The 12,315-nt window shown below is 31.4% G+C and carries 13 protein-coding genes; 11 read left to right on the top strand and 2 right to left on the bottom strand.

Translation table 11 applies throughout. The annotated features are described in order from the left end of the window. Positions 1–68: 68 nt before the first annotated feature. The 4 genes from LL038_RS15750 to LL038_RS15735 all read left to right on the top strand — a co-directional run bounded on the left by LL038_RS15750 (position 69) and on the right by LL038_RS15735 (position 4,109). The gene (locus LL038_RS15750) at positions 69–1,691 is read left to right on the top strand and encodes a DUF4118 domain-containing protein (protein ID WP_216172253.1); all 1,623 of its coding nucleotides are present in this window, start codon (positions 69–71) and stop codon (positions 1,689–1,691) included. Further along, the gene (locus LL038_RS15745; protein WP_216123380.1) at positions 1,660–2,361 is read left to right on the top strand and encodes a response regulator; all 702 of its coding nucleotides are present in this window, start codon (positions 1,660–1,662) and stop codon (positions 2,359–2,361) included. Before LL038_RS15750 ends, LL038_RS15745 begins: the two co-directional genes overlap by 32 nt. A gap of 191 nt (positions 2,362–2,552) precedes the next feature. Continuing rightward, positions 2,553–3,656 (top strand): coiled-coil domain-containing protein, encoded by a 1,104-nt coding sequence (locus LL038_RS25730; RefSeq protein ID WP_253200053.1) that lies wholly within the window; start codon positions 2,553–2,555, stop codon positions 3,654–3,656. A gap of 246 nt (positions 3,657–3,902) precedes the next feature. Beyond that, complete coding sequence (locus LL038_RS15735) at positions 3,903–4,109, top strand: hypothetical protein (RefSeq protein ID WP_216123378.1); 207 nt, start codon at positions 3,903–3,905, stop codon at positions 4,107–4,109. A 96-nt stretch (positions 4,110–4,205) separates the two neighbouring features. On the opposite strand, the gene LL038_RS15730 is transcribed toward LL038_RS15735, so the two are convergent. Next, on the bottom strand, positions 4,206–4,409 hold the full coding sequence (locus tag LL038_RS15730) for a cold-shock protein (RefSeq protein WP_216123377.1): 204 nt from the start codon (positions 4,407–4,409) through the stop codon (positions 4,206–4,208). A gap of 17 nt (positions 4,410–4,426) precedes the next feature. Beyond that, the gene (locus LL038_RS15725) at positions 4,427–4,591 is read right to left on the bottom strand and encodes a hypothetical protein (RefSeq protein WP_171296059.1); all 165 of its coding nucleotides are present in this window, start codon (positions 4,589–4,591) and stop codon (positions 4,427–4,429) included. 286 nt (positions 4,592–4,877) lie between these two features. Here LL038_RS15725 and LL038_RS15720 point away from each other — a divergent pair, with 286 nt between their 5' ends. From LL038_RS15720 to hypE, 7 genes are all read left to right on the top strand, one after another. After that, the gene (locus LL038_RS15720) at positions 4,878–6,320 is read left to right on the top strand and encodes a multicopper oxidase domain-containing protein (protein ID WP_216123375.1); all 1,443 of its coding nucleotides are present in this window, start codon (positions 4,878–4,880) and stop codon (positions 6,318–6,320) included. A gap of 209 nt (positions 6,321–6,529) precedes the next feature. Then, on the top strand, positions 6,530–8,815 hold the full coding sequence (hypF, locus tag LL038_RS15715) for a carbamoyltransferase HypF (RefSeq protein WP_216123373.1): 2,286 nt from the start codon (positions 6,530–6,532) through the stop codon (positions 8,813–8,815). Positions 8,816–8,898: 83 nt separating this feature from the next. Continuing rightward, positions 8,899–9,240, top strand: a complete 342-nt coding sequence (hypA, locus tag LL038_RS15710; RefSeq protein WP_216123371.1) for a hydrogenase maturation nickel metallochaperone HypA — start codon at positions 8,899–8,901, stop codon at positions 9,238–9,240. Positions 9,241–9,243: 3 nt separating this feature from the next. Next, positions 9,244–9,990 (top strand): hydrogenase nickel incorporation protein HypB, encoded by a 747-nt coding sequence (gene hypB / locus LL038_RS15705; RefSeq protein WP_216123369.1) that lies wholly within the window; start codon positions 9,244–9,246, stop codon positions 9,988–9,990. Further along, positions 9,960–10,184, top strand: coding sequence for a HypC/HybG/HupF family hydrogenase formation chaperone (locus LL038_RS15700; protein WP_216123367.1), 225 nt, complete (start codon positions 9,960–9,962; stop codon positions 10,182–10,184). The genes hypB and LL038_RS15700 overlap by 31 nt, the downstream gene beginning before the upstream one ends. Further along, the gene (gene hypD, locus LL038_RS15695; protein WP_216123365.1) at positions 10,171–11,262 is read left to right on the top strand and encodes a hydrogenase formation protein HypD; all 1,092 of its coding nucleotides are present in this window, start codon (positions 10,171–10,173) and stop codon (positions 11,260–11,262) included. The genes LL038_RS15700 and hypD overlap by 14 nt, the downstream gene beginning before the upstream one ends. 36 nt (positions 11,263–11,298) lie before the next feature. Beyond that, positions 11,299–12,306 carry a hydrogenase expression/formation protein HypE gene (gene hypE / locus LL038_RS15690; protein WP_216123363.1) on the top strand — a complete coding sequence of 336 codons (1,008 nt, stop codon included), beginning with the start codon at positions 11,299–11,301 and terminating at the stop codon, positions 12,304–12,306. Positions 12,307–12,315: the final 9 nt, after the last annotated feature.

Genomic DNA, 12,315 nt, shown 5'->3' with positions numbered 1-12,315 from the left:
ATCCTTAGTCTAGGCTAAGGATTTTTTAAAGTAAAGGCATTAAATATATTGGGAGAGGGATGGAAGATTTGAAAAAGGGTGAATTTGACGAGAAGGTTTTTAAAACTTTTAGTGAACATAAATATAATGGGTATGAAGAAATTAAACGTATATTTACCAATGCACTTGAAACCATAGTAATTATGACTTTATTCACTATGTTATCTCTGATATTTAGAAAAATTGGATTTCATGAGTCAAATGTAATAATAGTATTTATTTTAGGGGTACTGTTTGTAGCAAGAAACACTGAGGGATATGTTTATGGTATTTTGGCTGCAATAATTGGAGTGTTAGCATTTAATTATTTCTTTACTATACCATATTATAGTTTTTTAGTTTACAGATCAGATTACCCAGTAACTTTTGTTGTTATGTTAATAGCCGCAATTATTACAAGTACTCTAACTTCAAGAGTTAAAACACAAGTCAAGATATCTTTTGTACGCGAAAACAGGATGCGGATTTTATATAAAATTAACAATTTATTGCTTACAGGAAAAGATAAAAGACAAGTAGTGGAATCCTGTGGTAATAATTTAATTGATATGTTTAACAGAACTATTATGATAGCCATTGTAGACAATAAAAACATTTTACAAAAACCAAATATTTATCTATTTAATGATAAATATAATAAAAATATATTTGAGTCAGGTATTGAGGTAGAAGGAGCGCAAAGATGTTTTAAAACAGGTAAATCAGTAGGGATTGAAGCTGAAATTCCAATAGCTAGTGTTGGATACTATCATCCAATTACGGGGCAAAACAAAATACTTGGAATTATTGGGATAGCATGTTTCGAAAAAAATGCTTTATCAGAAAATGAAAAAATTCTTCTGCAGTCTGTTTCTACACAAATGGCCTTAGCTATTGAAAGAGAAGATTTATATGAAAAGAAAAGACAGATAAATGTAGAGAAAGATAGAGAAAGGCTTCGTGGCAATCTTTTGAGGTCAATATCACATGATTTAAGAACTCCACTAGCTGGAATATTAGGATCTGTTTCTACCATTAGTGACAATTATGATGTGCTTGATAATGATACAAAAAAAGAACTTATACAAAATATTTATGAAGATACAAGCTGGCTAGTACATTCAGTTGAAAATATATTAAGTATGACGAGACTCGATGAAGGTAGGCTTGAAATTAAAAAAGATGTGGAGATTGTTGAAGAAATTATTTCTGAATCTATATCTAAAGTTACTAAGTTTTCAGGAAAGCATAATATTAAGACGGATTTACCAGAAAAAATGATTATATTATTTGTAGATGGATTATTAATAGAACAGGTGTTAATTAATTTAATTGATAATGCTATAAAATATACGCAAAGTGATTCTATTATAGAAATCAAGGTTATACAAAAGGAAGAAAATGTATTGTTTGAGGTGTCAGATAATGGAAAAGGGATACCTAAAGAGGACATAGCATATATATTTGATAGATTTTATACAAAACCTAATGGCATTTCCCTTAAAAAGCGAGGAATAGGACTTGGACTTGCTATTTGTAAATCTATTATTGAAGCACATGGTGGTCAGATGGAAGCACTTAACAACTCAGTCGGTGGAGCAACTTTTAAATTTAGTTTACCTATAATAAGGAGTGATGGCAATGGATATAAAGCCTTTGATCTTAATAGTTGAAGACGATAAACCTATTCAAAAATTTATGAAAATTTCCCTTGAGGCACAAGGATATAAGTGTATGGAAACTGAACTTGGGAATACTGCTATAACACTTATTTTTTCGCATAATCCAGATATAATAGTGTTAGACTTAGGACTACCCGATATTGACGGACTTGATGTTATAGAGAAGGTTAGGGAATTTACAAAAGCTAAAATTATAGTCGTTTCAGCTCGCGGACATGAAAGAGAAAAAGTTGAGGTCTTAGATAGAGGGGCAGATGATTATTTGACTAAGCCATTTAGTGTAGCAGAATTTTTAGCTAGAATTAGAGTGGCACTAAGACATTTCAATCAAAACATTAATTCACAAGGAAATGAGTTATCTGTATTTGTGGTCAAGGATCTAAAAATAGATTTTGAAAAACGCAGAGTTACAATTTTAGATAAAGAAATACATTTAACACCAATGGAATATAAACTAATTGAGTTAATGTCAAAATATTCAGGACGTGTTTTAACTCATAGGTTTATAGTTGATGAGATTTGGGGAAATTATTTTGAAAATGATACACATTCACTCAGGGTATTCATGGCTAATATAAGAAGAAAAATAGAAAGTGATCCTGCTCAGCCTCAGTATATACTAACGGAAGTTGGAGTAGGATATCGTTTAATTGATGAATAATAATTTAAATATGTAACAAGTTTCATTCCAGGCCCTAACTTACTTTTTTACTAATAAATTATGCAGAGATAATATGACTTTAAAAGCCAATATTTGCTAAATATAGCTCTGTGTGTTATTATGTTCAGATGATAAAAACTTTTAAACATAATATATGTATAAATAGAATGTTATGTAGGGGGAATGAAGAATTGAATAAAAAATTAAATTCAGTTATAATGGCACTTGTTGTAATTATGTGTTTTAGTTTTACTAGCGCATATGCGGATTCTGCGTCAGATAAGGCAAATATTCAGCAGGTTCAGGTTCAAAGAAGAAATCTTGAAAATAAAGTAGAGATAATGAATAATCGGCGTAAAACAATTATGGTTAAAATCAATAAGAATGAAAGCAATATAACTATAGCGCAAAAAGATATTAAGCAAACAAAAGTAAATCTTGTAAAAGCAGAGGTTGATATCAAAGCAGAACAGATCATTTTTGATAAAAGAATGAGAGCAATGTATATGAATGGGTCAGCAAGCTATATAGACATTATACTAGGTGCAAATGGTATGGATGATTTTATATCTAGATTAGAAAATATCAAAACCATAGTAAATTTTGATCAAAAGGCTATTAGTGATATGAAAACAAAGGAGGCATCAATTAATTTAAAGAAGGTAGCGCTAGATAAAGGGAATACAAAGTTGCTTTCTTTAAGAGCTGATAATAAAGAGGATTTGGCTATTTTAACAAAACAAAAATCCGACCAAAATTTATTGGCGTTAAAACTAGATGCTCTGGAAAACAAGTATGGCGCACAACTAGTAATAGATGAGGCCATTGCAGCGAGACAAGCTTTAGCAGCAAAACAAGCTAAACAAGTTGGTAAAGTTAGTTCTAATACGGTACAAGATAGTACTATAACAATCAAAAATGCAGCAGTTAAATACACAGCAAGCGATTTGGATTTGCTAGCTAGATTAATAACTGCAGAAGCTGGAGGAGAATCTTATAATGCTCAGGTTGCTGTTGGTGCAGTAGTTGTAAATAGGGTTAGAAGTGGCAGTTTTCCAAACTCTATAAGTGCTGTTATCAATGAGAAGGCAAATGGAGTATATCAATTTACACCAGTACTGAATGGTAACATTAATAGAACCGCACAGGCGGGGACTATGAAGGCCGCAATTGAAGCACTTAGCGGAACTGATCCGACTAATAATTCAATGTACTTTTATAGTGGAAGTACTCCTCCGGGTTCACCACAATCAGCTTCTATAAGAATAGATCATTTAACATTTCTTGGCATGTAGTAAAACAACATATAAAATATGAATAGTATTTACTTAAAGGGGAGTTCACTTTGTGAACTCCTTTGATATATATAAATAAAAATGACATGAAATTTTATTCGCAAAAATATATTCAATATCTTTATTGATTTAAAAAAGAATGAAAGTACATTAAAAATTTTAAATTGGGAAGTATAATTATAATATTAAGATTTTTTAGTATAAGTAATGATTTAATATCAAAAAGATATAAAGGGAGGAATATTCATGGATTGTTCAAAAATAAAAGAAATTAATGGAATAGATCATGTTGGAGATGTTCCAAGTGCGAAGAAAGGTATAGTTGATTTTCTTTCTGGTGAGGACAGATTTAAAGATTCAGTACCAAAAGAGACACTTAATTCTTACAAAAAAGGTCGCGAAATAGCAGTAGAAATTGAAAATATTTTAAATGGTGATCAAAGAGCTTATTAAATTTTAATATTTCTCGAAAATAGGTACAGAATTTTAATTCTGTACCTATTTTTATACAGCTAATATAGTATACTACAAATCTACAAAATCATTTTATTAAAATTTTTGGACGTTAGATGCTTGAGGTCCTTTTGGTCCATCAACTACATCAAATTGAACTTCCTCACCCTCATGTAAATCTTTCCTTGGTCCTTCTTCTTTTATCGATAAATGGTGAACAAATACATCTTCACCATCTTGAGCAGATATAAATCCATATCCTCTTTCGACATCATACCATTTTACAATACCTGTTATCATAAATTTAATCCCCCTTATTATTTATTATGTGATAATTTAGAACGTTTAGTAAATCTGTCATTGTTTGCGTCTATTTTCTCGCCATTCTCAATTCCAATATCACTTCCATCATGTGGATACATCTTTCTTAGTTCAGCATTGCTTTTCTTATCAGATTTTAAGTGACTTTTATTGTTATCCATAAATACGCCTCCTTATTATGTTGTTATATAATATTAATATTTCCCTAATACTATAAAAATATATGTTCAAAAAAAATTACTAAAAATGGTACTGGATTTAAAAATATATAAAATTTTATTTGAAAAAAATTATCTAATGTTAGAGTCACTCTTACACAACTATCATATTATGAATTACAGATGAAGGCATGTATTTAAAGTTGTTTTAAAAATGCTACATCTATATGTAAACTAATATATTGTTTTTAGTATAGAGCAAAATTAAGCAAACAGGAGTGATGATAAAATGAGTGTTAGACATTATGTACTTGCTGCTACTGACGGTTTTATAAAACTTCCTACATCGCCCGATCTGCCACCTGTAGAGACAGAGCGTAGGAAAGTGTATGTATTTGGTTTTGTTGGTGGGCTATTTAAGATTAATAATAAAGTGGTTAATGAGGACCTTGATTGGACAAACCCATCTAACTTTCCAAAATTTAAAGAATTAATAGGAACTGCCACGATACCTTCACCTATGGTCTGTGGGAAAATTGGCGACAAGGTGTATATAACTTTAATAAATTTAGGAATGCCAACTGCAGGTATCATGGATACTCACACTGTTCATATGCATGGGGCTCATGTAGCCACTCAGGTGGATGGTTTTCCAGAAACATCTTTTGGAGTTCCAATGTGGATGGATTTTGATAGAAAACCACCTGTAGCGACTTATCTTTTCGATACGCAGCATGCAGGAACTTATATGTATCATTGCCATGTTGAAGCATCTGAGCATATCCAAATGGGTATGTATGGAGGCCTTGTTGTATACCCATCCATGAAAAGTCTTGCATTAGCAGGCATAACAAAATCACCAGGATGTGGATGGCTATATAAAGGAAAACTACAAGAGCATATTTCTAAAACTGCTACAAATAGAAATTTTGCATACAATGATATACGTTCATATTTTGATAAGGAATATGTAATGTTACTTTCAGATATAGATACCAGATGGCATGATAGCGTTGAGGCAGGTGGTAATTTTAATCCTGTAGATTTTAAACCTGACTTTTGGCTTGTAAATGGTCGTGCTTTTCCAGATACGTTACTTCCACATCCATTAACCTCAAAAGTTGGAAGTGGCAAAAAGGTTTCTCGGATTAACTATGAATCCTATGTGCATATAAAAACAGGAGAGATGTTCCTGCTTAGAATGATTAATATGGGGTATCAGGTTGTACCGTGGCATATACACGGATGGCATTTTACAGTAGTAGGCAAGGATGCTGAACCAAGTCCATTTTTAATAATATCTGAAAAACTAGAATTACATGGACATGAGGGACTTGAAAGAGGTTTTACAGCTACAATAGGTTCAGGAGAAACATTTGATCTATTAATAGAGGCTGAAGATAAAAGACCAGAATATAGAAACTATATTGTAAATGGACAAGATTGTATAGCTTCATTGTGCAAACAAATGCGTAAAATTAATATTATAGATCCTAATGCAATAGCGGACATTCCTACCCAACCAGTAAACATTAATAATATAGAAACGGTTAATTATGTAGAGATATGTAATGAACCTTCATGTGTTAATGATAATTTTTTTCCTCAATTTTATCCTATGCACAATCATGATGACTATAAAGTTACTAACAATGGAGTCTATCCAGGAGGGCAATTGACCTATATTCAAACGGATGCTCCTGATAAGAAGCCTTGTCATACCAATGAGTAAATTTACAATTAATAATGTATTAAAAACTCTAGCAGAATTATCTTGCTGGAGTTATTTTTTTCTTTTTAATAGGTTTTAAAGTAAGACTGTGGTAATTTCCATTCATAATCAATTTATTCATTACGTTTATAAAAGTGACATTTATTGATATGAAAATCATATATTTAAAGGATAACTAATTTAAAAGTATAATAGGAAAGGTGCTTATTATGGACAAAAATAGAAGTCTTATTGTGATTGAAGGAATAGTTCAAGGGGTTGGCTTTCGTCCATTTGTATATAAACTAGCAAAAACTTTTGGATTAAGAGGCTGGGTTAATAATAACTCTGAAGGGGTCTACATAGATGTTGAGGGGTTTGAGGAAGATATAAACAAGTTTATGCAAGCTCTTAAAAATGATCCCCCACCACTTTCTAGAATAGAAAAGATAACTATGAAAGCGGATAAAGTATTAAATTACTCTAATTTCCAAATTAAAAAGAGTGAACAGAGTTTAGATAAAATTACTTTAATATCACCAGATATAGCAACTTGTAGTGAGTGCAAGGAAGATATACTAAATTTATATAATAGGAGAAGTGGGTACGCTTTTACAAATTGTACAAATTGTGGCCCAAGGTTTTCTATAATAAAAGAATTGCCTTATGATAGAGACAAAACCACAATGAATGATTTTAAAATGTGTTATCGGTGTAATGATGAATATTTAGATCCTACAAATAGAAGATTTCATGCGCAACCTAATGGATGTAAGGCTTGTGGCCCTGAGCTTTGGATAGAAAATTCTAAAGGTAATAGGGTAGAAATAGAAAATCCTATGAATTTTGCTCAAAACATGATTATGAAAGGGAAAATATTTGCAATAAAAGGGCTAGGAGGTTTTCATCTTGCTTGTGATGGATTGAATGAGACTTCCGTGAGTAACCTAAGGGAGAGAAAAAAAAGACCATTTAAACCTCTTGCGGTTATGATGAAAGATATGGAGACAGTAAAGAAATATTGTTTGGTTAACCAATTAGAAGAGAAGGTACTAACTGGAATTAAAAAACCAATAGTTATTTTAGACCAAAGGGAAAGCTACGATTTATCTAAAAAAATCGCACCTAATCAAAAGACAATCGGGGTAATGCTTCCATATACACCTATTCATATTTTATTATTTTCAGAAAAACTTACGGTGCTTATTATGACCAGTGCAAATGTTAATGGTCTACCTATAGAGTATAAAGACAGTTCCGCAAGAATAGGACTTATAGGTATTGTGGATTATTTTCTCATGCATAACCGTGAAATACATGTCCCAGTTGATGATTCTGTAGTAAAGGTTATAAATAAGAAACAAACGATAATAAGGAGGGCTCGTGGTTTTGTGCCAGAACCTTTTAAATGGACTAGTACTCAAAATATCTTAGCTTGTGGATCCAATATGAAAAATACTTTCTGTATTAGTAAAGAGGGATTTTTGTTTTTAAGCCAATTCAATGGTGACTTAGAAAATTTAGAAACATATGAACATTACAAGAAAAATATTGAACATTTTAAAAAGATATTTTCATTTTCGCCAAAATTTATAGTTCATGACATGCATCCAGGATATATGTCAACTAAATATGCACTAGACTATGATTTGCCTAAGGTAGCTGTGCAGCATCATCATGCTCATATAGTTAGTAACATGTTTGAAAACAATTTAAAAGAAAAAGTTATTGGAGTTTGTTTTGATGGAACTGGTTATGGTAGTGACGGCAAAATATGGGGAGGTGAATTCTTGATTTGTGATTACAGTAAGTTTACAAGAGTAGGTCATTTGGATTATATTAAAATGCCTGGAGGAGAAAAGGTCATTAAAGAACCTTTTAGAATAGGAGTTTCCTATCTGTATAAGTCTTTAAGTATAAACAATAGTAAAAAAGAAGTTAATGATATTATTTATGATTTATATGGTAGTAAAGGTATTAATATAATTAATCTTTTAGATTCAAAAATTAATTGCATAGAGACCTCAAGTATGGGAAGGTTTTTTGATGCTGTGGCAAATATAATTGGAATTACAGATATAGTTACTTATGAGGGACAGGCATCTATTGAACTTGAAGCTATATCAGAAATGGATATTGAAGAATCGTATACTTATAAAATAATAAAACAGGATATGTATATTATAGAGCCCTATGAAATAATTATCGAGGTTTTAAAAGATAAAAGGGAAGGAATATCTGCTAAAATCATAACATCAAAATTCCAAAATACTGTTGTAAATTTAACTGTGACTATGTGCAAATTCATTAGACAAGACTTTAATATAAATGAGGTTGTGCTGAGTGGAGGAGTTTTTCAAAATTGTTTTTTGCTTAAGAAGATATGTCGTAATCTAAAAATAAATAATTTTAAGGTATATATTCATGAGGATTTACCTTCTAATGATGGAGGAATAGCAATTGGGCAGATAATTATAGCTAATGCAATAATTGAAAATAATCAAATAAGGAGTTAACAAAAATGAGCATATAAACATTTTAGTGAAACATTTCACATATATATTAATTAAGAAGAATAGCAACTAATTAGGAGATAGATATGCATGAAGTTTCAATAATTGAAAATGTTATTAAAATAGTAACAGATAAAGCAAAGGAAAATAAATTAACTAAAGTTAACAAGGTATCACTAAAAATAGGTGAGTTATCGGGCGTTAATGCAGAATGTTTAGATTTTGCATTTAAAATATGTATTATTAATACAATGCTTGAAGGATCAACTTTAGGGATAGAGAAAGTTGATGCAGTAGCTGAATGTTTTGATTGCAAACAAAAATTTGACATTGATCATTTTAATAAACTTTGTCCATGCTGTAACAAATTTTGTTCTAGTATTATTCATGGATATGAGCTTTATGTAAATACAATAGAAGGAGATTAAAATATGAGTAAAATAAACATAGTTACGAACATTCTTCAAACAAATAATGAGATAACAGCTAAAAATAAAAAATTACTGGATGATAAGGGGGTCTATGTAATAAATCTAATGAGTTCACCTGGTTCAGGTAAGACTTCGCTACTTGAAAGAATAATAACAAAGCTCAAAGATAATATTAATATTGCTGTAATCGAAGGAGATATTTATACCACCAAAGATGCACAGAGGATAGAAGCACAAGGGGTTCCAGTGGTTCAAATCAACACTTGCGGAGCTTGCCATCTAGATGGGTCAATGATAAAAAGTGCATTAAATTCATTAACCCTTGATAAACTTGATCTGCTTGTAATAGAAAATGTAGGTAATTTAGTTTGCCCCGCAGAATTTGAAATTGGTGAAGACATAAAAATCTGTGTTTTGAGTACTGCAGAAGGGAATGATAAACCTTTGAAGTATCCACTAATGTTTGAGAAAAGCGGTGTTATTATTTTAAATAAATTAGATTTAATAGAATTTACTGATTTTGATAAAAAAGAGTTTTATAGAGATATAAAATCCATAAATGCTAATGCTCATATATTTGAAACATCTTGTGTTAAAAATCAGGGTATAGATGAAGTATGTTTTTGGTTAATGCAGAAAATAAAAAATAAAAAATTAAATAATATTAAAGCATCGCAGATGAGGATTCAATTAAAGAAGAAAAAGGAGGAAAAAGAATGTGCCTTGCAGTCCCAGGAAAAGTATTAAAAATAGAAGGGAATAAAGGAATTGTAGAAATTGGGAATATAAAACGAGAAGTATTTATGCATCTAGTGCCAGCTGTTTGTGAAGATGAATATGTACTTGTACATGCAGGTTGTGCAATTGAAACTATAGATGAAGAAGAAGCAAAAATAACTTTAAATATTTTTAAGGAGCTTCTTTGCAATGAAGTTTGCTGATGAATTTAGAAATACCGAATATGCTAAGAAACTTGTAGAGAAGCTAAACAATATTTCCACTGAAAAGATAAATATTATGGAGGTTTGTGGCACTCATACTATGGCTATATTCAGATATGGTATTAGGGACGTGCTACCACCAAATATAAATCTGATATCAGGGCCAGGTTGTCCTGTGTGCGTTACACCTCAGAGTTATATTGATGCTGTGTTAACACTTTGCACAAAGAAAGATGTAATTATTGCCACCTTTGGAGATATGATGAGAGTTCCTGGAAAAGAAGGATCGCTGAATAAGAAAAAAGAAGAAGGTTTTGATATAAGAATAGTATACTCGCCAATGGATTGTCTTGCTATGGCTTCACAAAATCCTTCTAAAAAAATAGTGTTTTTGTCAGTAGGTTTTGAAACCACAGCGCCTATGACTTCGCTTACTGTTATTGAGGCTAAAAAAAACAACATAAAAAATTTATTTTTCGCTACAGCCCATAAAATAGTTCCACCGGTCATGGAGATTTTAGTTCAGGATAAAGAATTAAATATAGATGGTTTTTTATTACCAGGGCACATTTGTGCAATTAGCGGAATAAAACCCTATGAATTTCTAAGTGAGGATTATAATATTCCTGGAGTAGTTACAGGATTTGAACCATTAGATATACTTCAAGGTTTAAATACATTAGTAAATTTAATAAGCAGAAAAAATTATAGGATTATGAATGAATATAAAAGAGTAGTTAAAACTGGTGGTAACCCCTATGCCTTGAAATATTTGAACGAAACTTTTAATATCGTGGATAGTAGTTGGAGAGGAATTGGAAGAATACATTCAAGCGGCATGGAATTTAATAGTAAGTATGATGATTTTGATGCATTTAAGCATTTTGAAATTGAATATGAAGATTATGATGGTAGCCCTGGTTGCAAATGTGGAGAAATACTTAAGGGGAAAATTAAACCAAATGATTGTCCACTTTTCAAAAAAATATGCAGCCCAGAAAATCCGGTTGGTTCCTGCATGGTTTCATCAGAAGGTACCTGCGCTGCATATTATAGATATCATAAAGACACTATATAATTTTTACGTGCTTATAAGGAATACAGGAGGGATTGCATGAATGACACTATAACTTTAAGTCATGGAAGTGGCGGTTTACAATCAAACAAATTGATTAATGAAGTATTTTTCAAACATTTTGGCAATGATATTTTAAATCAAATGAATGATGCAGCACAACTAGAAATAGATTTTAAAAAACTTGCTTTTACCACGGACTCTTTTGTAGTAAATCCACTTTTCTTTAATGGAGGTAATATTGGTAAATTAGCAGTTTGTGGTACTGTAAATGATTTAGCAGTAAGTGGAGCAAAACCACTTTACATAACAAGTGCTTTTATTATCGAAGAGGGTTTCTCTATTAAAAAATTAGAAGAAATTGTTATGTCTATGGCAGCTGAAGCGAGCAATGCGGGCGTAAAAATTGTAGCAGGTGACACAAAAGTTGTAGAAAGAGGAAATGTGGATGGTATTTTTATTAACACCTCTGGCATTGGTAGAATTTATGAAAATGTGAATATTAACTGCGCCAATGCAAGAGAAGGAGATATCGTTATAGTAAATGGAACACTCGGGGACCATGGAATGACAATAATGTGCGAGCGAAATAAACTTGGACTTGTTGGGAATTTAAGGAGCGATTGTGCATGCCTTAACTCATTAGTAGATACAATGCTTGAAGCGTATGGGGGTATCCATGTTATTCGTGATGCTACAAGAGGTGGAGTTGCAGCAGTGCTTAATGAAATTAGTGAATTTAGCAATGTAACTATAGCTCTTGAAGAGAATAATCTTCCAATTAAAGAAGAGGTAAAAGGTGTTACTGAGATGCTTGGACTTGATCCATTATACATTGCTAATGAAGGAAAACTTTGTGTTTTTGTTCCAAAACCACACGCGCAGAAGGTACTTAGTGTTATGAGAAAGCACCCACTAGGGGTTAATGCAACAATTATAGGAAAAGTAACGGATGAAGGAGGACAAAGGGTTTATTTGAATACAGTAGTAGGTGGGAAAAGATTAGTTGATATGCCATCTGGAATTCAGCTTCCAAGAATATGTTAAATAGGAGGG

Origin of the sequence: Clostridium estertheticum (assembly GCF_026650985.1) — a bacterium.
GTDB lineage: Bacteria > Bacillota > Clostridia > Clostridiales > Clostridiaceae > Clostridium_AD > Clostridium_AD estertheticum_C.
The sequence above is the reverse complement of the archived record's forward strand: the minus strand, read 5'-3'. Positions and strand labels throughout refer to the sequence as shown.